Source organism: Mesorhizobium sp. f-mel, assembly GCF_053850215.1.
Genome location: NZ_JBSPTO010000021.1, coordinates 23,651 through 49,191 on the forward strand (window position 1 = coordinate 23,651; position 25,541 = coordinate 49,191).

Sequence of the window (25,541 nt, forward strand, 5' to 3'; positions counted from 1 at the left end):
ATTCGCTTGGCGGGAATAGGAGAAGCGGCCTATTCACCACCCACCACCGTCAAGCGACGAGGCCCGGCTGTAGCCGGGCCTCGACCTACCTTATGGCTCGCGGGATTGATTTGCATCAAGGTGGCGCGGCCGCCTCTGGGGCAAAGCTTGCTCGACGGGAAGCTGCAGACTGCTCGACTGGAGGCGCGGTGCTGGACCAAAGGCAGATCGAACGGCGCGCAGCCGAGGCTGTAAATTCTGCCAACGTTCGGCAACCGCTCTATGCAGCGCGCAAGAAGATTTTCCCGAAGCGTGCTTCGGGCCGTTTCCGCCAGTTCAAATGGCTGGTCATGGTGATCACACTCGCCATCTATTATCTGACGCCATGGCTGCGATGGGATAGAGGCCCCTTCGCGCCGGACCAAGCCGTGCTGCTCGATCTCGCGAACCGGCGCTTCTACCTCTTCTTCATCGAAATCTGGCCGCAGGAATTTTATTACGTCGCGGGCCTTTTGATGCTGGCCGGCATCGGCCTCTTCATGGTCACGTCTACGGTCGGGCGGGCCTGGTGCGGGTACACCTGTCCGCAGACGGTCTGGGTCGACCTGTTCCTCTTCGTTGAACGCGCGATCGAAGGCGATCGCAATGCCCGCATAAGACTTGAAGCCGGTCCCTGGAGCGCGGGCAAATTGCTTCTGCGTGCGATCAAACATGCCGTGTGGCTGGTCATCGCAGTTGCCACGGGCGGGGCCTGGATCTTCTACTTTGCCGATGCGCCGAAGCTGTTCGGCGAAGTCGCCACAGGCACGGCGGCACCCGTCGCCTATGTCACCATCGCCATCCTGACCGGAACCACATACGTGTTTGGCGGGCTGATGCGCGAGCAGGTCTGCACCTATATGTGCCCCTGGCCACGCATCCAGGCCGCCATGCTCGACGAAAATTCGCTGACCGTGACATACAACGACTGGCGCGGCGAACCCCGTTGGCGCCATGCCAAGAAAGCCTTGGCCTCCGGACAGCCTGTCGGCGATTGCGTCGATTGCAATTCCTGCATGGCGGTCTGCCCGATGGGTATCGATATCCGGAATGGCCAGCAGATGGAGTGTATCACCTGCGCGCTCTGCATCGATGCCTGCAATGGCGTCATGGACAAGCTCGGCCGCGCGCGCGGGTTGATCTCCTACGCAACGCTGGCGGACTACAATGCCAACTTGGCACTGGCGACCGCCGGCGGCACCGGTGCCATCAACCCGGCGCTGATCAGGAACTCGAGCACCACCTTCGTCGACGGTGTCGCGCACTTCCATCTGCGAAAGATCTTCCGGTTGCGCACCTTCATCTATCTCGGGGCGTGGTTGGCGATCGGATTGGTGCTCATCACTTGGCTGCTCACGCGTGAGCGGCTGGAATTGAATGTCCTTCACGACCGCAATCCGCAATTTGTAACGCTTTCGGACGGCTCGATCCGCAACGGCTACATCGTCAAATTGCTCAACATGATCCCCCAGCCGAGGACGGTCGTGCTCACCCTGGAAGGGCTCGCCGGCGCGGAAATGAGTATCGTCGGCGTCGACCTTCCAGCCGGCCGTTCATTCGCCGTTCCAGTGGAGCCGGACCGGCTCACAATGCTCAAGGTTTTCGTCCGCCAACCGGCGGACCAAATCAACAAACCGGTGCAAAGCTTCAAGTTTCGGATTGGGGACGAGGCAAGCTCTGAATCGGCCGAGTACACCGCCAGCTTCAATGCGCCGGAGATCGCCAGATGAAAGCCAATACGCAAAGTAGACGCGAATTCACTGGCAAGCATATGCTCCTGACAGTTCTCGGTTTCTTTGGCATCGTGATCGGCGTCAACCTAACCATGGCAACGCTCGCCAGCACGAGTTGGACCGGCCTTGTGGTGGAGAACACATATGTGGCCAGCCAGCAGTTCAACGAAAAGGCCAGGGAAGGACAGGTACAAGCGGCACTTGGCTGGGAAGGCAGGTTGACCATAGTCTCCGGCGAGGTTCGCTACAGCGTTTCCGATGCTAAGGGCACAATGGTTCCGCTGCACGGCGTGCGGGTCCTGTTTCGGCACCCGGCCTACGACGCGCAGGACAGAGCTGTGACACTTGCCGCGGCGTCAGGTGGCCGTCCTGATAGCCTCGGGGAATTTGCCGCGCGTCATACACCGAAAGATGGGGTCTGGATCGTCGAGATCGACGCCGATGCGGGCCTTGCTCTGCCATTTCGTGATGTCCGCCGCATCATGATCTCGAAGGGGGCGCTGCGATGAGCTGCTGCGCGCCGGGCGCCGACGCGGCACTGGTCGTCGTCGACGCAGCATCCGCCCTGCCGTCAAGCGACGAGGTCAAACTGGCCAGCCGCAGTTTGGGCGGCGACACGCACCAGACCGATCTGTCGTTGCCGACAGTTCACTGCGCGGCCTGCATACACGCCATTGAGACGGCCTTGAGAAAGCTGGAGGGCATCGAAAGCGCTCGCGTAAATCTATCTACCAAACGTGTGTCGGTGCGATGGCATGGCGACCAGGTGCCACCGATTTTCGCTACACTGGGACGGCTTGGCTTTCAGGCGCATCTGTTCGACCCGCAGACCGCCAAGGAGGACAAGACCTTGTCGGAGCTGATCCGGGCGGTTGCCGTTTCCGGCTTTGCCGCCGGCAATATCATGCTGCTCTCAGTGTCGGTTTGGTCCGGTGCGGAAGGAGCCACCCGCGACCTCTTCCATTGGGTTTCGGCGCTGATTGCCATCCCTGCCCTCGCCTTCGCCGGGGGCATCTATTTCCGTTCGGCGGGGAATGCGCTTCGCCATGGGCGGATGAACATGGACGTGCCGATCGCCGTCGGGATCTCACTCGCCTATGCCATGAGCCTCTACGAAACGATCACGCATGGTGAGCATGCCTATTTCGATGCGTCGGTGTCGCTGCTCTTTTTCCTGTTGATCGGTCGCACGCTGGACCATGTGATGCGTGAACGGGCACGCACCGCCGTGCGTGGGCTTTCGCGGCTAGCCGCACGCGGCGCTATCATCCTGCGCAGCGACAGGACCCGCGAATACCTGCCGGTCGGCGAGATCGAGCCGGGTATGGATCTGGTGATTGCAGCCGGAGAGCGCGTGCCCGTCGATGGCGACATCCTCAATGGCAGCTCGGATCTCGACTGCTCGCTCGTTTCCGGCGAAAGCACGCCGCGTACCGTTGGCCCGGGAGCACATATCCAGGCCGGCACGCTCAATCTCACTGGTTCGCTCACCATGCGGGCGACGGCGGCCGCGAAGGACTCGTTTCTCGCGGAAATGGTTCGGCTGATGGAAGCCGCCGAGGGCAGTCGTTCGCAGTACCGCAGGATTGCCGACCGCGTCTCTGCCCTCTACGCCCCGGTAGTGCATTTGGCCGCACTCGTGACCTTCCTTGGTTGGATGGCCGCATCGGGCGACTGGCGTCTGGCTATGACAACCGCAATCGCTGTTCTCATCATTACATGCCCATGCGCGCTCGGCCTTGCCGTGCCGATGGTGCAGGTGGTCGCGGCGCGGCGCTTGTTCGATGCCGGCGTCATGGTCAAGGATGGTTCGGCCATGGAACGGCTGGCGGCCATCGACATAGCCGTGTTCGACAAGACCGGAACGCTCACCCTTGGACGGCCGCGGCTTGTCAACGCGCCCTCCATCGATCCGGCCATGCTGGCGATCGCAGCCGGCATGGCCATGCATTCGCGCCATCCGTTCTCGACGGCGATCGCCGGTTTTTCAGGCTCTTCCAATCAGCCGAGGCTGGCTTCGATCAGCGAGCACCCGGGCTTCGGCATCGAGGCCACCACGGAGGCGAACACTTGGCGCCTGGGCCGACGGGGATGGGCCGAATGGAAGGCTGGGACCGGTGGGGACTGTAAGTTTGGCGGCTACGGCGGGACGGTGCTTTCGAGGAACGGCGTGATCGTCGCCTCGTTTGACTTTGAGGACGCCGCGCGCGCCGACGCCTGGACCGCGGTAAAGGAATTGAAGGATGCTGGCGTGTCCATCCAAATGCTGTCCGGGGATACCGCAAAGGCTTGCGGTGAGGTGGCCAAGTCCTTGAGCATCAGCAACTTCGTGCCCTCGCTTCTTCCTTCCGGCAAGGTGGAGCGCATCGAGGCGCTGACCAGGGCCGGCCACAAGGTCTTGATGGTAGGCGACGGGCTCAACGATACGCCGGCTCTGGCGGCTGCGCACGTCTCGATGGCTCCCGCCACCGCGGCCGATATCGGTCGCAATGCCGCCGATTTCGTTTTCCTGCGCGAGGGCCTTCTGGCGGTGCCTTTGGCATTGGATATTTCACGAAAGGCAGGCCGGCTGATCCGCCAGAACGTAGCCATTGCAATCGTCTACAACATCTTTGCCGTGCCGATCGCCATATCAGGGTACGTGACGCCGCTCCTCGCGGCGATCGCGATGTCCACCTCGTCACTGATCGTTGTCGGAAACGCCATGCGGCTTCACGCCTTCACGAAGCGTACGGGGCTTGGGAATGTTCTGCCCGAAAAGCGCGCACGGCCTGACATACTGGTCCAGTCCCGATGACGACCCTCGTCTATCTGATCCCCGTTGCGCTCTTTCTGGGCGCGCTTGGATTGGCCGGTTTCCTATGGGCTCTGCGTAGCGGCCAATACGAGGATCTCGACGGAGCGGCAGAGCGCATCCTGATCGACCGGGACGACAAGCCGGACGGTTTGACTGAACGCGCGACCATGTGGAAGTGGAATTCGAGCGGCGGATCGCCGCGAGCGTAGCGGCCCAACTGGGAATTGGAGTTCACCTGTCGCCAAGCATACGAGCTGGATTGCGGGTAGTATCTGCAGACCTCAGCCGTTGCGAAACGTATAACCGTAACCGTTGATTGCCGGCGCCCCGCCGAGATGGACGTAGAGGACATTCGAACCTTCTGGAAAGAAACCTTTCTGGACGAGATCGATCATGCCTTGCATCGATTTGCCCTCGTAGACGGGATCTGTAATCATACCCTCGAGGCGGGCACACAGACGGATGGCTTGCTTTGTTTCCTCCGACGGGATGCCATAATACGGGTATGCGTACTCCTTGAGCAGCACCACGTCATCCTCTGTGAATTCCGTGCCAAGGTCGACGAGCTTCGCAGTATCATTGGCAATTGCTAGCACCTGTGCGCTGGTCTGCTCGGGGGTTGCGGAGGCATCGATGCCGACCACGTTGCGCTGTCGGCCGTCTTGAGCAAAGCCGACGATCATGCCGGCTTGCGTCGAGCCGGTGACCGTGCATGCGACGATATAGTCGAAGGCAAATCCAAGCTGCTTCTCTTGCGCGCGCACCTCCTCCGCGAACCGGATGTAGCCAAGGCCGCCATATTTGTGAACGGAGCCCCCAGCCGGTATCGCGTAGGGTCTGCCGCCCCTTGCCTTGACTTCATCGAGTGCCTCTTCCCAACTGCGGCGGATGCCGATGTCAAAGCCCTGGTCGACCAGCCGCACCTCTGCTCCCATGATGCGGCTCAAGAGAATGTTGCCGACCCGGTCGTAGACGACATCCTCATGCGGCACCCAGCTCTCCTGAACCAGGAGGCATTTCATGCCGGTCTTGGCGGCGACCGCAGCGACCATGCGTGTGTGGTTGGACTGGACGCCGCCGATAGAGACAAGCGTGTCGGCATTTGACGCGATCGCGTCAGGGATGATGTATTCGAGCTTGCGGAGCTTGTTTCCGCCGAATGCGAGACCTGAGTTGCAGTCCTCGCGTTTGGCGTAGATGTCCACCTTTCCCCCCAGATGTTGGCCGAGTCGGTCGAGCTTCTCGATCGGGGTTGGGCCAAAGGTGAGCGGGTGGCGTTCGAATTTCTCCAGCATGTTTTCTCCGGCGGTTTATGATTGAGCTAACACTGCTATCCACAAGTCCTTCCAAGCGTCGGACTCGTTTTCGGGTCAGTTGCGCCCCTCGACATCCAAAGAGAACCCGTCATTGATTTCATCTCATTGGCGGGCGAAACGAGGCGAGGCGCACGCGGTGCTGCGACATCCGAAGGTTCATTCCTCGTCCTCACGGCAGGTTGGCGACTGGCGCCGAACTTCCCGGTCGCCATCGCAATGCTTGGCCTTTTGCGCAGAAATAGCCTGCCTGGAGAACCAGCGCACAACCCAGAGTCTTGACCATTGCCGCTCGTATGGAGTGCGAGACGAAGGGAATAATGAGAGCATTGGTGGGCAGGACCAACGCCATGACGCGGTAAAACATCCTGAGAGGCACGGACGTCTCCTGGCTTGTTCGTCAGTCATGCTGCGGGGTGTCGGCCGCAAGATGGGTCTGGCAGTTCTTCGGACAGACGCGGGCGCAGGCTCCGCAGCCGATACAGCGGCCGGCATGATCGACGACCATGATCATGCGATTGAGTTCGCCTTCGAAGTCGTCCTCGTCGTCACAAATGCCGAGGATTTCACCCGCGTCGTCGACGCCGTAAAGGTGCATGACTTCGCGCGAGCACACCTTGAAGCAGCGGCCGCACCCGATGCAGGTCGCGCCGTCGATAGCGGTCAGATAATCGGGCATCCATCTGGAGCCGTCGCGGGTAACGAACGGGCTGGTCATCGTGACTTCTCCAACGCGGCGAGTTCTCTCTTTGCAGCATCCAACTCCGCAAAAACGTCGAACGTTTTCTCGGCGACGGTCTTTATCTTGCGCCAGCCGACCGGGAGGTCCTCGGCAAGGTCGTGCAAGTCCGACATGACTTCCTTCCTCCCAACCGGTTGCACTGGGCGCGCTGGCGGTGACTCTTCGGCTGACCTCCAGCCGAACCGTTCCGGCGAGGCTCGATTACTTCGTGCGACAACAGCCTCATCGCGCCACAAACAGCGGCAATGGCGGCTTCTCAGCTATCCATCTGGTCACACCGCCGAAGATCCGCGCACGCAGCGGCCGCTGGCCATATCCGCCCATGACGACCATGTCGGCGGACGTATCGATCGCATGCTGCGTGAGGACTGTGGTCAGCGACTGGCCGGCGCTCGGCAGCCGGTCGATAGCTGCCCGAATATTGTGTCGGGCGAGGTAGGTCACAATGTACATTCGCTGCCCGGTGCCGTTGCCGTTCCCGATTGCCTCCTGATCGACCAGTGCGACACGAACTTCCTCTGCACCGGATAGCAGATGCAGCGCTGCCCGAACCACACGCGACGTCTCCGCTCGCGAATCCCAGCCGATCAGCATGCGCCGCGGCCGCAGAGAGGCCTTAGCGCCGTGCGGAACAACAAGTACCGGCTTTCCCGATTCCACCAGACTGGCGTCAAGAGCAAGTGGTCCGAGATCGTCGTCGTTGAGGAGTGAGGGTCCGATGACTGTCAGGTCTGCGTTGAGCGCCCGCTGCCGCACCACGTCACCGACACAGGCCTGGTCGCAATAGTCAGTGTCCACCTCACAGGGAGCCCCCATGGCTTCCAGCAGTGTCTTGATTTCCCTGGACCGTTTTTCCAGTCTGGCGATACCCTGTGAAAGGCTATCGATTTCGCGGATTCGTCTTTCCAGTCTGAGCACGTCTGCTGTGTGCTCGGGGCAGACGCCTGCGCCGATCGGCCGACGGCTGACAAATTTGACGATCAGTACGGACAGACGTGCGCCAACCTCGGCACACAGGTCGGCGGCGGTTCTGACGTCCTGATCGGAGTGCTCAACTTCCGTCACACACAGCACGGTTTTAAAGGCCATCTGACTGCTTCTTTCCAAGTATTCTTGTATGTGCGCGCGTTCGAAGCCGCACCTGCCCAGCAGGTGGGACAATGGGCGGTGGTCACCGTATTGGTTTCATTGTGTGCCGCCCTGCTCATCGAGAGCGTAGCCGGCCAGTTCGTTGTCTAGCTTGGGTTGGCACAGATGGTCGACCTGCAGCACCCTCGAATTCCCTCCCAGTTCCGGCAAGGTCTGAGCGTTGCATCACGCCCGGGCCGCGTCGGGATAGATTTCGATAGCCGAGATTGCATCATCGACCAGTTTCGTACCGGCCTCAGCAAGCTTCCGAAACGTCTCGAAGCCGAACCGGTGGACGTCGCGCAGCGTCTTCGACAAAACCACCAATCGCCCGGCCGTGAGAAGCACGCGCCCAAAGCCCTCGTGGCTAATTTTCATCATGGGCGATGCCATCAGGCCGGAGCGCTCCTCGATCGCGAGCCCGACAGCGGCGTAGTAAATATCCAGTCTCCACAGCACGTCTGGATCAGGATCGCCGATGATTGGCATTTCACGACGCTTTTCCTTGGTGACAATGAAGTCGGCCAGCAGCTCCGGGTCCGGTTTGCCTTCCCATGAGCCGTAAGAGTCCTGTGCGCGAACCAGCCGCACGAGGCACTTGACGAAAGGCGTGGCAAGCGCCGCCTCGACCTCTTTGACATCAGCGATGACCGCCGCATCAGCCATTGCGCATCTCCTCGTTCAATCTTCGTCATCCTTGAAGGACGGTTTCTTTCGGGGAACGCCCGCGTCCGCTAACACCTTGCGCAGCCACGGCGGAGGAGCCTTCCTGAGCATCTCCTGGGTTCGCGACAGGACGCTAGCGATAGGTTCGGGGTGCTGCACTTTGATCGGATGGATTTTTGCTGCAACGAGCCTGGCTGCGGCGGGCCCGCCGATCGCCAGACAAAACAATAGATGGCAGCCTTTCAACGCCAACACTTTTGGGCCGATGCGGTCATCGCCCTCGGTTCGATGCGTTCCGCTTTCGTCGGAAACGTCATCGAACGCCACTGCTTCCACGAAATTCCACTCGGCGGGCGTCACGTCGTAGACGGCAAAGCGTTTGGCCGATCCGAAATGGGCGTTAAGCTCTTTCAGGTCTTGCGTGGCGATCGCCACGCGTAATGCCCCGGCTTGCCTTTCCGGCGGCAAGGCGTGGACCTCGTCAGTGACGAGCGAGAGGCGACGAAGCGAGGTCATCTGGGATTTCTCGGTTTCGGAATGGATCAAGGGTCTCAGGGCTCGGCGCATGCTGGTTAGCCTGGAAGATGTTGGCGACCTCGAAGATCAGGTCGCGCGTCCCCTGATAGAGGATTGTGGGCTTGTGCTGGCTGCCGAGACGATCGAAGATGGGGAAGCCGACGCGCATGAGCGGAATGCCGAGGCGCTCTGCCGCCTGGCGCCCGTGGGAATGGGTGACAAGAAGGTTAGTGCCAGCAGCAAGGGTTTCCAGATCTCCGAGATCGCCGACCTGGACCGATTCCGCTGGAATTTTCTCGAGAATCTTTGACCTATCGGCCGTGGTCACCGCCGCCGCGATTTCGGCGCCCATACCGGCGAAAAAGGTCGCCAGTTGGTAGAGCTGGTCTGGTTCAGCAGCGATCGCAATTTTCTTGCCGCCGAAATGGAAATGTCCGTCGAGCAAGGCATCCTGCAATTGAGCCCGACGACGGCGTATCTTGGCCGGCACCGCGGCGCCCGAAATCAACGAAAGGAGCGAGACAAGCCGATCGGCGGCCTTCAATCCGGTTAGGGAGTGGAACAGCATATAAGGCACTCCTGTCAGCCGCTGCAGCGCGTCCGCCGAGCAGCGCATGTGCTCGCCAATGGCGATGCAATGGGCCGCTGTGCCAAGCTCGCGAATGTCCTCGACGCCGGTGCCGCCATAGGTGGTGGGAATCCAGCGGTCCGGTACCGTACCATCGAGCGAGCCGGAGACGTCCGGCAGGATCACCGGCTCGAGGCCGAAGCTTTCCACCGTCTCGCGCAAGTGCTCGATGTCGGCCACGGTGAGGTTCCAGCCGGGCAGGATCGCGATCTTCTTGGACTGCCGCACCTGCTCGCCGGGCCGTGTAATGCCTTCGATCATCGTGGTGACAGCCTTGGCCCAGCCCTCTTCGATCGCGCCGTCGAAATCCGGCGTGTTGGCCAGCATGACCTCCGTACCGGCGAGTTCTTCCGCGTGGTCGAGCTTGATTTTGGCAATGTCGCCTGCGAAATCTTCGCCACGGGTTTCTACCAGTGCCGTGGTGCAGACCCCGATCAGCTTTGGCTTGGTGCGGGTCTTGAGGTTAAGGATCGCCTCTTCGAGATGGTCCGCCCCGCCGAGGATCGTCGCCAATTCGTCCATTGCCGTTGTTTGCAAGGGGACCGCTTCCTTGAAATGCCGCACGAAGAGCACCAAAGCGAAGCTGGTGCAGCCTTGGCTGCCGTGGAAAAGCGGAACCGCACCATCCACTCCGAGGAAGGCGAACGCGGCACCCAGCGGCTGTGACGACTTCAGCGGATTGACCGCGGCCGATTTTGTCTGGGGAATAATGCTGGCCATCGGTTTGCTCAACCCTGGCCCGCGGCCTTGGAGTTCCCCGGGAATTTCCCACGCGCGCTGTCGGTCGTGCCGGCGCTTGTTATGCTCGTCAGTTCATCCCACAGGGCAGGATGGCTATCCCACGGTGCCGGCTCGCGCACCTGGCGCCAGATTGGATTGTGAATGGCGAGGTCGATCTGGCGTATGAGCTCAACCATGCCGTCGTAACCGGCATAGGGGTGGTGACGCTCCTGGTTGATGTCGAGCCAGGGTGTCTTTGCCTTCAGCGCGACGAATTGCGTGCGCCCGCCCGACAGCATGATGTCGGCCTTGCGCTGTGAGAGCATGGCGTAAAGTTCGCGCGGTGCCATGGACTCGAAGATCTGGTTCTCTTGCTTTAGCGTCTGTCTGATGCGCTCCTTGTCTTCAACGGTCGATTTCTTGACCGAGGTCCCGACGATCTCGATGCCGGTCTCCATCAGCGCATCGACGAGCGACCAGGACTTGACACCGCCGGTATTGAGCAGCACGCGCTTGCCTTCGAGCCTTGGGCGATAGGCGGCGAGCTTCTTCCAAGCAAGCGCCTCCTCCTGTGCAATCAGCGCCTCGGTGCGGTCGACGAGCGCCGGATCGGCCCCCTTCCTGACGAGCAGATCAGCGATGTTGCGAAGTGCTTGCGAGGTGGCGGTGATGCCGTAGAAGGAACCCTCGAAGAAGGGGATGTCCCAGCGCTCTTCCATCTTGCGGGCGAGATTGATGAGAGCGGTTGAGCAGACCATCATCGCTGCTCGGGCGCGGTGCGCGCAGGCGATATCGAGGTAGCGTGCATCGCCCGGAATGCAGGCGCGCACGCGGATGCCCAGTCGATCAAGGAGTGGTTTTACCTGCCATAACTCCCCAGAGAGATTGAACTCGCCGATGATGTTGATATCGCAAGGGCCGGCATCATCGGGCTCTGCGGTACCGATGACGTGGTCGAGCAACGCCTCGCCTGCGAGTTTGTTGCCGAGATTTTTAGAGCCGACGAAGCCTGGCGCATTGATCGGCACCACGGGCAAGCCGAACTTTGCCGCCGCATGCTTGCAGACGGCATCGATGTCATCGCCGATCAGCCCGGTCACGCAGGTTGAATAGACGAAGATCGCCGCCGGCGCATAAGCTTGGCTGATCTCGCGAATGGCCTTGAAAAGCTTGCGCTCGCCCTGCCCCATTACGACGTCGAGTTCGGTGAGATCGGTCGTGAAGCTTGTGCGCCACAAGGCCGACCCGGATGACGTCGCGCCCCGATTGTCCCAGGAGTTGCCCTCGCAGGCGAGCGGCGCGTGGATCAGATGCGCGACGTCGGTGATGGGCTGCAACGCAATCTTGGCACCGTCGAAGGCGCAGCCTCCGGCTGCAGCTCCCGGCGTCAGCGGCTTGGAACAGCCCACTTTGCGCGTTTTGGCATCCTTGCCCTGGTTCTTCTCGCAAGCGGGCTCGCTGAAGGCATCCCGCAGTTTGGCATTGGGCAAGAACATTGCGCCGGTCTCCAAAAGTCCGTCCGGAATAGCGCCCAGCCCCGGTGGCTGGCCGCTGCTTTAGCGGGTCAAGTCGAAGGAATAGTCGGTCACGCCCGTCTCGATCGTCTCTCGGTCGAGCTTGTCGAAGATCTTGTCGAGGATCGTCGTCAGCACGCGCAGTCCACCCTGATAGCCTATGAGCGGGAAACGGTGATGATGATGACGGTCGAAGATCGGGAACATCAGTCGGATCAGCGGCGTACCCGTGTCGCGCTCCAGATACTTGCCGTAAGAATTGCCGATCAGCAGGTCCACCGGTTCTGTAAAGAGCAGAGAGCGCATCGCCCATAGGTCCTTGCCCGCCCAGACCTGGGCGTCCTTGCCAAAGGAGGAGGCTGCGAGCAGCCTCTTCATCTCAGTTTCCCAGGCACTGGTGCCGTTGGTAGCCAAGCAGTGGGTCGGCTCGCCGCCTGTCTCCATGACGAAGCGGGCCATGGCGTGGACGAAGTCCGGGTCACCATAGATGGCGTATTTCTTCCCGTGCAGCCACGACTGGCTATCGGCCATCGCATCAACCAGGCGGCCACGTTCGAGGCGGATCGCCTCCGGGATTTCCTTGCCGGATATCTCCGACACCCTCATCAGGAGCTCGTCGGTGGCCTCGACTCCGACGGGATAGTGGAAGGAGGCCGTTGTCTGCCCGACCTCCTGGCAATATTCCAGCGTCTTGCGGGTGTTGTAGTGTTGCAGCGACAGCGTTGCCTCGGCGTTGAGTGCCGCTTTCACGTCCTCGATCTTGGTGCCGCCGTCATACATGCGAAATTCGCCATCCGACGGCGTGTCGTACTGGTCGGAGGCGTCCTGGATGAACGTATAGGACACACCCATCAGGTCCAGCAGACGCTTAAGCTCGCGATTGTTGCCGACGCAGAAGCCGTCGAAACCGGGAATGATGTTTACCGTGTTGGCGACTGCGGAGCGTTGCTTCCCCTTCCAGAAGTTTTCCAATACACCTTTGACCATAACATCATAGCCGTCGACATGGCTGCCGACGAAGGCTGGGGTGTGTGCGTAAGGCACTTCGAAGTCCTGCGGGACTGAGCCTTCCTTTCTGGCATTTTCGATGAACGAATGTAGATCGTCGCCGATGACCTCTGCCATGCAAGTGGTGGAGACCGCGATCATCTTCGGCTCGTAGAGTTTGTAGGTGTTGGCGAGCCCGTCGATCATGTTCTTCAGGCCGCCAAACACCGCTGCGTCTTCGGTCATGGAGGACGATACCGCCGACGCCGGCTCCTTGAAGTGGCGTGACAGGTGCGAACGATAGTAGGCCACGCATCCCTGGCTGCCGTGGACGAACGACATCGTGCGTTCGAAACCCGCGGCGGCGAACACCGCGCCAAGGGGCTGGCAGGCCTTGGCGGGATTCACGACCAGCGCTTCGCGAGCGAGGTTTTTGTCCCGGTATTCCCAGGTTTTGGTGAATTCGCTTTGGTCGGTGACGATCTGGTCCGGGTGCGGACATTCGAAATTCAGCTTCTTTGCGGCCAGCATCTTTCTGTATTCCGTCTCACGGAACAGAGGAGCGTGATCGAGAACTTTTTCGGCCGACTGCGGCATGGAGTACCTCTTTTGATCTGGCGGCGCCATCCGGCGGCACAGGGACGTCATGATGTTCGGGTCTCCTGCGGATCAAGGACCGCAGGCGCTCGAGGCCTCGCAGGCGATGCGAAGCAAGGTTTTTATTCGGCTGCGATGGCCGCGGCCGCGGGTTTGTTCTTCCAGGGCGCGTCGTAGAGGTCCCAGACCGGGTTGTTGATGGCCAAGTCCATGTCGCGGGCGAAGATGGCGAAGCCGTCATACCCATGATAGGGACCGGAATAGTCCCAGGAGTGCATTTGGCGGAATGGTATTCCCATCTTCTGGACCGGGTACTTTTCCTTGATGCCGGAGCCGACGAGATCAGGACGGATCCCCTCGATGAACTTCTCCAGTTCGTAACCGGTCACGTCGTCATAGATCAGCGTGCCCTCTTGCACGTAATGACCGGTGCGCTGATAGTCGTCGTTGTGCCCGAATTCGTAGCCTGTGCCGACGATCTCCATCCCGAGGTCTTCGTAGGCGGAGATCACGTGCCGCGGGCGCAGGCCACCGACGTAGAGCATGACCGTCCTGCCCTCCAGGCGCGGCCAATACTTGTCGATGACCGCATCCACCAGCGGGCGGTATTTGGCAATCACGTACTCGGTTTTCTCCTGGATCTCCGGCCCGAAATGCTTGGCGATGGTGCGCATCGAGGACTCGATCTGGGAGGGTCCGAAGAAATTGTACTCCATCCAGGGGATGCCGTATTTTTCTTCCATGTGTCGGCAGATATAGTTCATCGATCGATAGCAATGGATGAGGTTGAGCTTGGCTTTCGGCGCGCGCTCGATTTCGGCGAGCGTAGCGTCACCTGACCAGTTGCCGACCACGCGCAGGCCCATCTCCTCGAGCAGGATACGCGACGCCCAGGCATCACCGCCAATATTGTAGTCGCCGATGACGTTGACATCGTAAGGACCTGGCTCGAACTCAGCGTCCTTTTTCTCAAAGACCCAGTCGCGGATTGCGTCATTGGCAATGTGATGGCCGAGCGACTGCGAGACCCCGCGGAATCCCTCGCAGCGCACCGGCACGATGGTCTTTTCGTGCTGCTTGGCCTTCTTGCGCGAGACCGCCTCGATGTCGTCGCCGATCAACCCGATCGGGCATTCCGACTGGATGCTAATGCCCTTGTTCAGCGGGAAAAGCTCTTCGATCTCGTCGATGATCTTTTCCAGCTTCTTATCGCCGCCGAAGACGATATCCTTTTCCTGAAAGTCGGAAGTGAACTGCATCGTGACGAAACTGTCGATGCTCGTGGTGCCGACATAGTAGTTGCGGCGCTGCGACCAGGAATATTGGCCACACCCGACGGGCCCATGCGAGATGTGGACCATGTCCTTCACCGGTCCCCACACCACGCCTTTGGAACCGGCATAGGCACAGCCCCGGATTGTCATCACACCGGGAATGGACTTGATGTTCGATTTGACGTCGCATTCGGAGAGAGCCTCCGCTTCTCCGGCAACCTCTTGGCTGCTGGTAGCGACGCCCAAGTGTTTCTTGCGCCGCTTTGCCGTCTTGTCTGGATATCGCGATAGCACTTCCTCAATGAGCTTGGTGTGCAAGGCGCCGTCATTTTGGGAGTCAAGGCTCATAAAGCTGCCCTTTTTGAGTTTCTTCGGCTGGCGCCTGGTAGACGCCCGTTCGGTGAAGGCGCCGGGATGCCCGGCGCCCTGGGCGGGACTATTGAGCGGCCGCAGGTGTGGCTTCCTTTGCGGCAAGTTCGGCAAGCATCTGCTCCTCCGTCTTCATGATGCCGAAGTCGAGCAGCATGTCTTCCAGCTCTTCCATGGTGATCGGAGTCGGGACGGTACCTTGACCGCCATTGGCATGGATTTTTTCGGCAAGCGCGCGGTATTCCCCGGCCTGCTTGGAGTCCGGCGCATATTGGATCACCGTCATCTTGCGCAGTTCGGCGTGCTGGACGATGTTGTCGCGCGGCACGAAGTGGATGAGCTTGGAATTCAGCTTTTTAGAGAGAGCCTCGGCCAGATCGAGTTCGCGGTCGGTCTGGCGCTCGTTGCAGATCAGACCGCCGAGACGCACGCCTCCCGAATGGGCATATTTCAAAATACCCTTGGCGATGTTGTTGGCAGCATAGAGCGCCATCATCTCACCGGACATGACGATGTAAATTTCCTGTGCCTTATTCTCGCGGATAGGCATTGCGAAGCCGCCGCACACAACGTCACCGAGCACGTCGTACGAGACGTAGTCCACGTCTTCGTAGGCGCCGTTCTCCTCAAGAAAATTGATGGAAGTGATGACACCGCGGCCTGCGCAACCGACGCCCGGCTCGGGTCCACCGGATTCGACACACTTGATGTCCTTGTAACCGATCTTCAGCACGTCTTGGAGTTCGAGATCTTCGACGGACCCTTCCTGTGCGGCGAGGTGGAGCACGGTGTCTTGCGCCTTCGCGTTAAGGATGAGACGGGTAGAGTCGGCCTTAGGGTCGCAGCCTACGATGAGAATCCTCTGCCCGAGGTCGACCAGGGCAGCGAGCGTGTTTTGGGAGGTAGTAGACTTCCCGATGCCCCCCTTTCCGTAGAATGCGATCTGACGCAAACGCGACATGTAGCTTTCCTTCCTTGTTCCATCTATTGGGCCAATACGCGAATGACCGGTCGGCAGATCATGCCGCTCCCAAGAGGATCAAAACTCGTGCCAACCTGCCTGGACCGACCTGAAAGAAAAAATTACTGACTGTTTTCAGCTGCTTAGCCTCATGCAGACGGCTGATTGGTTAAATACCCATGTCGCGGATCCGACAAAGCCTACAGAGGTGTCGATTGGTTATGTCGACGATGGCCCATAGCCACAGCTCCGCAATCGACAAACCCTGACCATGGCCACGTGGATGACGCCGTTCATACAGCTATCGTGAGAGACTTCCGCCTACCAAAACCGCCAGTGGCGGGCGCGAGAGAGCCCGTGTGCGACCTGGGTGCTGCCGTCGGCCTCCACCAGCAGGATCATCGGCTGGATGGGCGCTGGCATCCAAGCTGTCATCGCCTGTTGCCACGGCCGTTGCTGGAGCCGAGTGGTCGTGACTTCGGACGCAAACGATTTCGCTCTCAGATATGACCCCAGCAAGCGCATCGCGGTGGGTTCAGGCAGATGAAATCGTAGTTGTCCTTTACAGCATGACCATCTGCTTCGGTTGTGGCGTTATGGCCTATCATCGTCGGTTGGAGCCCTGGCCGTTACCGGAGCCGATTGATCGATTAGGGACACAAACGATTTCGCTGTCACAAACAAATCCAGCAAGCCAATCGCGGTCGCTACCAGCAGAATGGCACTCTTCATTTCTGTCTCCACTGATCAATTTGGGAGCGGCAGATCGAGTCGAAGCCACTCTGCGGCTTTTGAGCCGCAGGGTGGGGGCGGGTCGATTTAATGAACCTATGCACTGCTGACGACATCCTGACGGAGCAGCCATCACGGCCAGGCGGATCGGCGTAGATGCTGACTGATCTCGGCGGATACCCTTCGCGCCACTATCGCCAATTCCCCTGAGTGGCATTTGAGGCCGCTACACTCAAAAGTGAGGATCAGCGCACTTCCTAACCGTTAGCAAGCAAAAGACTCTTTCGCCGGCCCCAAGACCATCGGTCGCATCGGGGGTTGGCATCGCTTTGCGCCGTGGCTGCCGGAGCCGAGTGGTCGTTGACATCGGACGCAAAAGATCTCGCCCTCAGATTTAATTCCCGCAGATCCGTCGCGGTAAGAACCAGCAGATGAACTCGTCGTCGGGTATTAAATCAGGATCATCGGTTGAATCGGGGGTGGCATCTTGGCGGTCGTCGCTTGGTGCCGTGGCCGTTACCGGAGCCGCCACGGACACCAACGATCTTGCTGTCACAAGCAGACCCAGCAAGCCAATTACGGTCGCTACCAGCAGAATGGTCCTCTTCATTTCTGTCTCCGTTGGTCAATTTGGGAACGGCAGATAGAGTCGAAGCCACTCTGCGGGCTTTGAGCCGCAGGGTGGGGGCGGGTCGATGTAATGAACCTATGCACCGCTGCTGACGACGTCCTGACGGAACAGCCATCACGGGCCAGGCAGATCGGCGTAGATGCTGACTGATCTCGGCCATCAGCATGGCCAACGGCAAGGTCTCATTCCTATGGAGAGAGCCAACACCGCTCAGAACCGAGGATCGGTGCACTTCGCTAGCCGTAGGAAGCAGAGGAGTCTTTGGCCGGTCATAAGATAATTGGTCGCATCGCGGGTGGCATCTTGGCGGCCGTCGCTTGGTGCCGTGATTGCCGTGGGTGCCGTAGGTGCCGTGGGTGCCGTGGGTGCTGTGGGTGCCGTGGGTGCTGTGGGTGCTGTGGGTGCCGGAGCCGAGCGGTCGTTGACTTCGGACGCAAACGATTTCGCCGTCATAAACACAGCGAGCAAGCCAATCGCGGTGGCAGCCAGCAGGAAGGACCTCTTCATTTCTACTCCGTAATCAATTCGGGATCAAAGTCACCCTGCCGGCTTTGACTCGCAGGCGGATCACTAGGGCCCCGATAGAGGTCATTGCTGACGACAGCCTGACGAACCGCGCCATTACGCCGAAGGTTGAAACTGGTTTCCGATTCCAAATGCCGTGAAAGCGGGGGCGCGCTTTGTCGAACCAAGAGCGACGTTGTTTGAAAAGGATCCCGACCGAACCGCGGCCTGAAGCGATATGCTGGCAGCATCGACAAGCGTCCGGTGACGATCTCCGATGGCGAACAGCGCCACGCCAATGCAGTCTAATTCAAACCAGGCCGCTGCGAATTTGAAACCACGGTGTGACCAAGCGATTTGTTGACCGCCGGGATGATCTTGTCCCCCCAGAGATCGAGCTGGCGCAGCATCGTGTTGTGGTCGAAATCTCCCAATTGGGTCTGAATCGCGATCTGGTCCGGTTTCAGGATGTTTATCTCTTCCAGTAGGCGATCGATCACGCGATTCACGCTGCCGATCGGCAAGTTCTCGCGCATATTCTCGAAGGACAGATCCTGCTGCGTAGGTGTTTCCTGCAGCAGGTAGCCGTCCTGGCTCTGCTGGCGGCGCTGATGCAGTGCTTCAGATAGCCGGCGCTGGAAACGGGCATTGTCGAGATAGCTGTTGATTTCCGCGGCGTTGTCGCTGGCATAGCAGCAGCGCAGCAGCGATATCCTCGAGTGCGCGACGTTCTTAGCCTCGGAAGCCGCCGCCTTCTCGATGCCTTCGCGCAGCATGCGCATGGTCTCCAAGCTGTTGTGGAATGCTGTGACAAAAAGATTGTGTCCCTCACGATACGCCCGGCCCATGCTGCGCGCGGATCCGGCGGCGATCCAGATCGGCGGGGTCGGCTTCTGAAGGGTGCGTACGGAGATCGCCGTCGGCGGTATCTTCTCATACTGGCCATTGTGTTCGAAGATCTTCTGGTTGAGGCCCTTGAGTAGAATCGCCAAATATTCAGAAAATACAGCCGGCGCCTCATCGACATCGACGCCGAAACGCTCGAACTCGAACTGCTGGTACCCCGAGCCGACTCCGAGTTCGAGGCGGCCGTTCGAAACGACGTCGGCGAAGCCGATCTCGGAGAGCAGGCGCTGTGGCTGATAGAGCGGGAGAACGCAGACGCCAGTGCCGAGCCGAATGGTGTTCGTCATGCCGGCGCAGTGCGCCACCATCATCAAGGGCGACGGAATCAGGCTGTAATTATTGAAGTGGTGCTCGGCGAACCAGGCGGTGTTGAATTGAGCCTGCTCCGAAACCACCGCCTGTTCGATGGAGTTGCGGATCACACTGCTGGACGATTGATGATAGCCGCGTTGAGCGGCCAGGATGAATGTCGCGAATTCCATGGTGGTTCCTTGTTTCACGGAGGTTGGCTGAGCGGGGGATGCTTGAGACGTGTGTCGACGGCGTTGGCCGCGGTGTCGATGCTGTCTTCGTGGTGGCTCAGTCCACCACGATTGCGGCAAGCCGCTTCCGGTTCGGCGATCGCAGCCGCGCCCGGAAGGTTGGCGCTAATGCGGCCTCGCCTTGCGCCGCGCTTCCGTGCACCAGCCGCAGCCCGCCAGCTCAGTCGACAATCATTCCAAGTCCTCGGTTGACTCCTGATCGCGTTCGCTGGCGAATCCTGCAGCGCCGAACGAAGTCCAACCGCCGTCCACGTAGAGGATCGAGCCGTTGATGTATGAAGCGTCTGGCGAAGCGAGGAACAGCACTGCGTCCGCGACCTCCTCCGCCTCTCCCATCCTGCCCATCGGGATGCGCCGGCTGATCGCTTTCGGGTCGATGCTGCTGCCAGGCGTGCGGATGTAGCCAGGAGCGACGGTGGCCGTCCGAATGCCGTCCGGACCCAGTTCGGCCGCCATGCACCGGGTCAGGATTTCCAACCCCGCCTTGGATGCCGCATATGCATGGCGCGGTGCCAAGGGCAGAGAGGTGTTGAACGGTGCAATATGAAGGACCATGCCTCCGGGGCGCATCATCTTGATCGCCTCACGCGCGCAAGTGAGGGCGCCGGTAAGAGTCACATCAAGAACGTGTTCGGTCTGTGCCGGCATTTGGTCGACCGCCGACATGTTGGCAACAACAGCACTGTTGACGAGGACCTCCAACCGGCCGAAGCGCCCCCTCAATGCGTCGAACAGCGCCACCACGTCGCTTTCGACGTTCAGGTTCACGGCTTTCGCGACATGCTCGCCGCCGAGCGATCGAGCGAGTTCTGTCGCGGCAGTGCGATCTCTGTCGGCAATCACTACGGTGTCCCCGTTCGCGGCAAAGCGACGAACGACGGCCGCGCCTATGCCCTTTGCCCCGCCCGTGACAAGCACGGTCCGCGCGCCGGTGTGCTCGGCTGGACGGGAGAGTTCGGCTCCTGGCGTCCCATCCACCGGCGGATGTGCATCGCCCGGCTGGTTGAAGGACATCCAACCACCATCAACCGTCAGCACCGAACCGGTGATGTAACTCGCTTGCGGGCTGGCCAGAAATCGTACGGCCCGGGCGACCTCGTCGGGGCGCCCCGCGCGCCCCATCGGCACGCGGCGGCGCACCGCCGCCAGGTCCGCTTTGCCGTCACGTTCAAGTGCCGCGGTCATCGAAGTGCGCACATAGCCCGGTGCTACCGCCGTGACGCGAATGCCGCGCGAAGCCCACTCGCACGCCAAAGATTTCGTGAAGGAGATCAGGCCAGCTTTCGACGCAGCGTAGACATGGCGCTTGGGATTGCTGACCAAGCCCGATATCGAGGCGACGTTGACGATGACAGCGCCCGGCTGCATCCGCCTCGCTGCTTCGCGGGCCATGACGAAGGGCCCGATCAGGTTTACCGCCAGGGTGCGTCGGAAGGATTCGATACTGGTGTCGACAGTCGCGTCCACGGTGGGCCCAATACCCGCGTTGTTGACGAGTACGCTGATCCGCGCGAACTGTGCTTCGACCCGGCGGTAAAGCGCAAGGATGTCGTCTTCTTTCGAGACATCGTACTCGAGGCCGAGATGCGGGCGGCCGAGATGGCGGGCCAGTTCAAGCACCCCCCTGCCGGGAAGGTCTACGGCAACGACGACGTCTCCATCCGCGGCAAGCGTATCGGCCAGGACACGGCCGATCCCGCCTGCAGCGCCTGTTATGATCACGATGCGTGCTGCCAGCGGCTTCATGAGAGCTTCGCTGCCATCAGCGCCCACCGATCTCGGCCCTGCGACGCCATGTGACGGAAGGATCGGTTTCGGCACAGAAGCACGTCCTGGTGACAGTTCATTTCCGCCCCAAGTGGGCCCGGTCCGCTCTGGGTCACCCATTATCTCCGCAGCATGGCAAGCGGACAGGCCTCCGCCGGAAGAGGGGATGGGACATTGCAGCACAGTCCTAGTTTTTCGCCTCCGCCGCAGCGCGCGGCGAGCGCGTAGACCGGGTCGACTGGATGCGGTGCTCCGACCGGCTGCCGGGGCCCGAACCGCTCTGGCTCGAAGCCCGCCGGCGGGATCTGCTCCTCCTGCCAGTCGTAGACCACCGTCCGTTCGGCAATGCGCCACGCCCCTTCCCGCTTCTGAAACACATCGCAATAGCGGCCGCAGAGAAGCTCCTGGCGTATTTCGCCGGCCTTGTCGGGTCCGCGTTGAAGCGCGGTGAAATAGCACTCGACGGCGGCCTTAGCCGGGCTGATGAAATCGATCAGGATGTTCGTGACCTGATGGACGTAGCGAGGTCGGGTCTTGAAGATATCCAGCGCAAACTGGATGAACCCCTCGGCCGGGCCGCAATAGGCACCATGATTGTCATGCGCATCGGGCCAGTACGCGCTGCGCAGTGCCGCCTCGTCGGCGCGGTCTATTCCGCGGCAGTACCGATAAAGGCAATCGCGGATGGCCTCCCGGTCGAGCAGTTCGATAACTTTTGCATGGTCCATTGCTTTGTCCCAAGTTCTAAGTTGGAAGAGGCGTTTTGGCGCATTCAGTTGCGCAACAACGATTGTTCGGCGCTCGATCGACACGGTGGACCGCCCCTCGCCTGGCTGTTTGCGTGTCTTGGGCGCGGCCTGATGCGGCCAAGCCGCGACACGCCCGATGACAAAGACGGTCACCAATCGGCTGCGGCCGTGCCATCGATTTCCAGTGCACGTTCGGGGCAGGATCGCGCGCCCCTTGCCGCCAGCGGTTCGTCTCCCACTGCCACCTTGATGTCACCGGGCAGGATGTAGCCCTCGTCATCAAGCTTGAAGACGTCCGGTGCTTGTGCCCAGCATCGCGCGTGCCCCTGGCATTTGGCCTTGTCGACGATGATGCGCATGGCACGAGCTCCATATTTGTTCTCCCGGCTCGGGGACGGCGTTGGTCAGCACCAATCCAGGATCAGATTTTCGATCCCGAACACATGGCCGCCGTGGGTGATGGGCGCTGTACCTTCCTTGATCCGGAACGACGGGATGCGCGCCAGCCACTCCTCCAGGCCAATGACAATCTCGCGCCGTGCAAGGTGTGAGCCAAGGCAGCGGTGGGGACCATGGGCAAAGGCGGTGTGGCAATTCTCCTCTCGTGCCAGATCGACCGTGTCGGGGCATGCGAATTCCGTCGGGTCACGATTGGCAATCATCGTGGCACAGGAAATATAGTCGCCCTTGTGGATGGGCGCGCCTTCGAAGTCGATATCTTTGGTTGCCACGCGGAGCATCTGCACGGTCGGAAAGGCGCGCAGCAATTCTTCGGCTGCCAGCACGATGCGTTCGGGCTTGCTCCGCAGCCATTCCTGGTCTTTCGGATTGCGCGCAAGATAGGACAAATCAAAGCCTATCGCTGCGGCAACCGTGTCGAGCCCCGCGACGAACACGAGCACGCCGATGCCGCGGACTTCCTTGTCGGTCAGCGGGCGACCCTCGACCTTAGCCTGCACGACGAAGGTCATGAAATCACCGACAGGTACCTTGCGGCGCAGGGCTGCAAGGTCGTCGATGAAAGAGACAATCCGCTGGGCCGCTGCCGACCTTTTGACAGGCTCGCCGTGGAGGAGATCCTTCCCCCAGCCGACAAATATGTCGAGGCGGTGGTCGGATAGCCCGAGAAAACGAAGAAAGATGTTAACCGCGAAAGGGAAGGCGAAATCCTTCATGACATCGCAGCTTGTGCCAGAGGCGGCGATCCTGTCGATGAGTGCGATCGCCCGCTCCCGGACAGCTGGTTCCAGCGCTCTTACCCGCTGGGGTGAAAACAGTGGGTTGAGTAGTGAACGAAAAATACCATGAGCCGGTGGGTCAAGTTCGAGTGGGATCATCGGCCAGTTTTCGCCGAGCGCGGAGGCGAAGATGCTGCGGTGGCTGGAAAAGGTTTCGGTGTCCTGCAGCACCCTGCGCTGGTCTCTGGCGCGCGTGATGACCCAGGTACCCCGGCCATCGCGCGTGTTGTGGGGGGCGTAAAAGATCGGTGGCCCGGCATGGACGCAGGCCACGGCTGCGTGGGGATCCCCGTTGGCCGTGGGTGGCATCCCAGGCGACGTGAACAGGCTGAAGTCCCTTACCAGTTCGAGCGGGACATGGTCCGGGACCGGACTGCTCGTACCTTCATTTTTCCTCATCTGACGCCTCCTTGGGACCGTATGGGGTTCGGCCTCCGGCTCGAGCGCACTGTCACAAGTGCGAAGCGATGGAACTTCCCTCCTCCCAGCGACACCGCCGTGTGAGCTCTGGCGGCCTCATACCTCTGACGGAAGCAGCTTTTAATTCAGGCCGATGTCGTTCCTGATCCGTGCAAGGCAGCTTTCGTCTTCCTCCGAGCCAAAGCAGCTTTCGAAATCATTGCATTGGCGGCAACTAGGCGCAGTGCATATGGAAAGGCCTTCAGCCTCGCAGAGCATGCGGTAAAGGTACTTCTTCCATTTCATGTTCTTGGTGTTGCCGGCTGCCAGTCCCGGAAAATGCGTAGCGAGCAAGAGGCTGAGTTCGGCCCGGTTGAATAGGCCAAGATCCTGCCAGAGATGGTGATCGCGCATGGCGCGCCGGGCGATAATTTTGGCAAACCGGGCGCTCGCCGGATCTTGCGGCCGGGCCTGCGCCAGCAGCAGGTCGCGTAGGAGTTGTTCCTCCATCTCCGGCTCCACGTCGGTCGCCTCTTCCAGGGCGAACGCACTGATAGGGAGATGGCGGAAACGGTCCGTCAGGACATCACGCAGATCGGCACGCGAAAGGCCGGTTGCCTGTGTCGCGGTCGCCTCGCCGGCATTGATCTCCTCGAGCGCTCTTGAGAGGACACAGCCAAGGACATGCTCGTCGAACCTGACCGCCGGATCGATCGAAGGCCATTGGCCGGCGCCGGGTGACTGTGCGTGTGGTAACCGATCAGGGCGATAGGGCGTTCGAACTCGGCGGGTGACGCCCGTTTTCCAAATAATGCCCTCGTGGGACTGACCTGACATTTTTGCTTCCCTGCTTCGTTGCCTCGACCCGCGATGTCGCCCGCGACCTGAAAGCCTACCGGCAGCGTCCAGCCGCTCGTGGTGATCAGATTCAAACGCCGTGCCAACTGCGCCGCCAGCGACACAACAAGAACCTGGAAGGCATTTCTCGTGCGTTTAGTGGGAGCGCAGAAGAACGCGGACGACACGAGCGTCGCCGATTCGACAAACCCGACGCCGATGTCCGACATGCGACAAAGCAAATTGGAACCGCCACCTTGTTTCAGAAGCGATTTCTCCTTTGGCACGATCCGTGCATGGAGATGAGCGAACGCTTCACGGACCGAGGAGATGAGCCTTGCAGAGCGAGGGGCAATGTCGATGTGGCTTGAATGCTGGACAAACGCATATGCGACCGCCTTTGGCGGCTACGTTGGCCACCACTCGAGGACAAGCAATTCGTCGTCGATACCCCTTCCAACGGCATGGCCGTAGAAGGCGTGCCAGAGAACCTAAGTCACCCAGATCGACGTCGCCGGGTGCCGAAGAGCGGGAGCCTGACCGTTGCCGCAGACGGCAAGGATCGGGCCCCAGAACGCCTGACCCATGCCGGCCAGTGTCGATGTTGCGTCGACCCCACAGAGAAGCACTGCGCCAGTTTCCCTTCTATAGGAGCAATACTTGATGACCGTGAACAAGAGGATTCCCTTCGCGACGTTTCGCATACGTATTCGCGACGAATCTATTGGCGGGCCAAATCCGTTCCGCTGGGATGACAAAACTTCCGACGACTATTTCAGGGGCAAGCGCGTCATCCTGTTCTCGCTGCCTGGTGCCTTCACGCCGACTTGCTCGACTTACCAAGTGCCGGATTTTGAAGCGCTCTATGATGAGTTCGAGAAAGAGGGGGTTGAGGCGATCTACTGTGTCTCGGTCAACGACGCCTTCGTCATAAATGCTTGGGGCAAGGCCCTGGGGCTGCGGAAAGTTCAGCTCATTCCGGACGGCTCGGGCGAGTTCACGCGCAAGATGGGTATGCTGGTGGCCAAGGACAATGTCGGCTTCGGCATGCGCTCCTGGCGTTACGCCGCCGTGATCAACGATGGTGTGGTGGAGCAATGGTTCGAGGAGGAAGGTTTCTCCGACAACTGCGAAACCGACCCCTATGGCGTCTCGTCCCCGCAGAACATTCTTGAAACCCTGAGGGGCGCAAAAACCACGGCCGCGGTATGGCCTAGTGGAGTCAACGTCCCACAGAGCCCGGTTGCGCGCACGCTAGGGGCATTGCGATAAT

21 protein-coding genes and 2 pseudogenes are annotated in these 25,541 nt (G+C 60.5%); 5 read left to right on the top strand and 18 right to left on the bottom strand.

Translation table 11 applies throughout. The annotated features are described in order from the left end of the window. Window positions 1-188 precede the first annotated feature (188 nt). From ccoG to ccoS, 4 genes and pseudogenes are all read left to right on the top strand, one after another. Complete coding sequence (ccoG, locus tag ACWUKX_RS22320; RefSeq protein WP_456009016.1) at window positions 189-1,748, top strand: cytochrome c oxidase accessory protein CcoG; 1,560 nt, start codon at window positions 189-191, stop codon at window positions 1,746-1,748. Next, window positions 1,745-2,260 carry a FixH family protein gene (locus ACWUKX_RS22325; protein WP_455850715.1) on the top strand — a complete coding sequence of 172 codons (516 nt, stop codon included), beginning with the start codon at window positions 1,745-1,747 and terminating at the stop codon, window positions 2,258-2,260. The genes ccoG and ACWUKX_RS22325 overlap by 4 nt, the downstream gene beginning before the upstream one ends. Continuing rightward, a complete protein-coding gene (locus ACWUKX_RS22330; protein ID WP_456009017.1) occupies window positions 2,257-4,548 on the top strand; it encodes a cation-translocating P-type ATPase in 2,292 nt (763 codons plus the stop codon). The genes ACWUKX_RS22325 and ACWUKX_RS22330 overlap by 4 nt, the downstream gene beginning before the upstream one ends. Further along, window positions 4,545-4,694: pseudogene (ccoS, locus tag ACWUKX_RS22335) on the top strand (cbb3-type cytochrome oxidase assembly protein CcoS); the annotation flags it as partial. The gene ACWUKX_RS22330 and the pseudogene ccoS, both read left to right, overlap by 4 nt. A gap of 135 nt (window positions 4,695-4,829) precedes the next feature. Here the strand turns inward: ccoS and ACWUKX_RS22340 are convergent. From ACWUKX_RS22340 to ACWUKX_RS22425, 18 genes and pseudogenes are all read right to left on the bottom strand, one after another. Beyond that, on the bottom strand, window positions 4,830-5,843 hold the full coding sequence (locus ACWUKX_RS22340) for a 1-aminocyclopropane-1-carboxylate deaminase (RefSeq protein WP_456009018.1): 1,014 nt from the start codon (window positions 5,841-5,843) through the stop codon (window positions 4,830-4,832). A gap of 190 nt (window positions 5,844-6,033) precedes the next feature. Next, entirely contained in the window at window positions 6,034-6,228 is a 195-nt protein-coding gene (locus ACWUKX_RS22345; protein WP_456009080.1) for an exopolysaccharide production repressor protein, read from the bottom strand. A gap of 33 nt (window positions 6,229-6,261) precedes the next feature. Continuing rightward, on the bottom strand, window positions 6,262-6,579 hold the full coding sequence (gene fdxB / locus ACWUKX_RS22350; protein ID WP_027155252.1) for a ferredoxin III, nif-specific: 318 nt from the start codon (window positions 6,577-6,579) through the stop codon (window positions 6,262-6,264). Then, window positions 6,576-6,710: pseudogene (locus tag ACWUKX_RS22355) on the bottom strand (CCE_0567 family metalloprotein); the annotation flags it as partial. The gene fdxB and the pseudogene ACWUKX_RS22355, both read right to left, overlap by 4 nt. Before the next feature lie 115 nt (window positions 6,711-6,825). Next, window positions 6,826-7,692 carry a universal stress protein gene (locus tag ACWUKX_RS22360; protein ID WP_456009019.1) on the bottom strand — a complete coding sequence of 289 codons (867 nt, stop codon included), beginning with the start codon at window positions 7,690-7,692 and terminating at the stop codon, window positions 6,826-6,828. A 225-nt stretch (window positions 7,693-7,917) separates the two neighbouring features. Then, window positions 7,918-8,397, bottom strand: coding sequence for a NifX-associated nitrogen fixation protein (locus ACWUKX_RS22365; RefSeq protein ID WP_027155254.1), 480 nt, complete (start codon window positions 8,395-8,397; stop codon window positions 7,918-7,920). Between the two features lie 15 nt (window positions 8,398-8,412). After that, window positions 8,413-8,913, bottom strand: coding sequence for a nitrogen fixation protein NifX (nifX, locus tag ACWUKX_RS22370; RefSeq protein ID WP_027155255.1), 501 nt, complete (start codon window positions 8,911-8,913; stop codon window positions 8,413-8,415). Beyond that, window positions 8,879-10,261, bottom strand: coding sequence for a nitrogenase iron-molybdenum cofactor biosynthesis protein NifN (nifN, locus tag ACWUKX_RS22375; protein ID WP_456009020.1), 1,383 nt, complete (start codon window positions 10,259-10,261; stop codon window positions 8,879-8,881). Before nifN ends, nifX begins: the two co-directional genes overlap by 35 nt. Before the next feature lie 8 nt (window positions 10,262-10,269). Further along, window positions 10,270-11,757 (bottom strand): nitrogenase iron-molybdenum cofactor biosynthesis protein NifE, encoded by a 1,488-nt coding sequence (gene nifE, locus ACWUKX_RS22380; RefSeq protein WP_456009021.1) that lies wholly within the window; start codon window positions 11,755-11,757, stop codon window positions 10,270-10,272. A 60-nt stretch (window positions 11,758-11,817) separates the two neighbouring features. Continuing rightward, complete coding sequence (gene nifK, locus ACWUKX_RS22385; RefSeq protein ID WP_456009022.1) at window positions 11,818-13,359, bottom strand: nitrogenase molybdenum-iron protein subunit beta; 1,542 nt, start codon at window positions 13,357-13,359, stop codon at window positions 11,818-11,820. 122 nt (window positions 13,360-13,481) lie between these two features. After that, window positions 13,482-14,981 (bottom strand): nitrogenase molybdenum-iron protein alpha chain, encoded by a 1,500-nt coding sequence (gene nifD / locus ACWUKX_RS22390; protein WP_456009023.1) that lies wholly within the window; start codon window positions 14,979-14,981, stop codon window positions 13,482-13,484. Window positions 14,982-15,069: 88 nt separating this feature from the next. Further along, window positions 15,070-15,963 carry a nitrogenase iron protein gene (nifH, locus tag ACWUKX_RS22395; RefSeq protein WP_027155260.1) on the bottom strand — a complete coding sequence of 298 codons (894 nt, stop codon included), beginning with the start codon at window positions 15,961-15,963 and terminating at the stop codon, window positions 15,070-15,072. Window positions 15,964-18,135: 2,172 nt separating this feature from the next. Continuing rightward, window positions 18,136-19,218 (bottom strand): LLM class flavin-dependent oxidoreductase, encoded by a 1,083-nt coding sequence (locus tag ACWUKX_RS22400; protein WP_456009024.1) that lies wholly within the window; start codon window positions 19,216-19,218, stop codon window positions 18,136-18,138. Between the two features lie 231 nt (window positions 19,219-19,449). Then, complete coding sequence (locus ACWUKX_RS22405) at window positions 19,450-21,024, bottom strand: SDR family oxidoreductase (protein ID WP_456009026.1); 1,575 nt, start codon at window positions 21,022-21,024, stop codon at window positions 19,450-19,452. 140 nt (window positions 21,025-21,164) lie between these two features. Then, window positions 21,165-21,773: a nuclear transport factor 2 family protein gene (locus ACWUKX_RS22410; RefSeq protein ID WP_456009081.1), complete on the bottom strand. Its 609-nt coding sequence runs from the start codon at window positions 21,771-21,773 to the stop codon at window positions 21,165-21,167. A 170-nt stretch (window positions 21,774-21,943) separates the two neighbouring features. Further along, on the bottom strand, window positions 21,944-22,153 hold the full coding sequence (locus ACWUKX_RS22415) for a ferredoxin (RefSeq protein WP_456009028.1): 210 nt from the start codon (window positions 22,151-22,153) through the stop codon (window positions 21,944-21,946). Window positions 22,154-22,198: 45 nt separating this feature from the next. Beyond that, window positions 22,199-23,431, bottom strand: a complete 1,233-nt coding sequence (locus tag ACWUKX_RS22420) for a cytochrome P450 (RefSeq protein ID WP_456009029.1) — start codon at window positions 23,429-23,431, stop codon at window positions 22,199-22,201. A 141-nt stretch (window positions 23,432-23,572) separates the two neighbouring features. After that, window positions 23,573-24,268: a nitrogen fixation protein NifQ gene (locus ACWUKX_RS22425; protein WP_456009030.1), complete on the bottom strand. Its 696-nt coding sequence runs from the start codon at window positions 24,266-24,268 to the stop codon at window positions 23,573-23,575. Between the two features lie 663 nt (window positions 24,269-24,931). Here ACWUKX_RS22425 and ACWUKX_RS22430 point away from each other — a divergent pair. After that, entirely contained in the window at window positions 24,932-25,540 is a 609-nt protein-coding gene (locus ACWUKX_RS22430) for a redoxin family protein (protein WP_455850702.1), read from the top strand. The last annotated feature ends 1 nt before the right edge of the window (window position 25,541 follow it).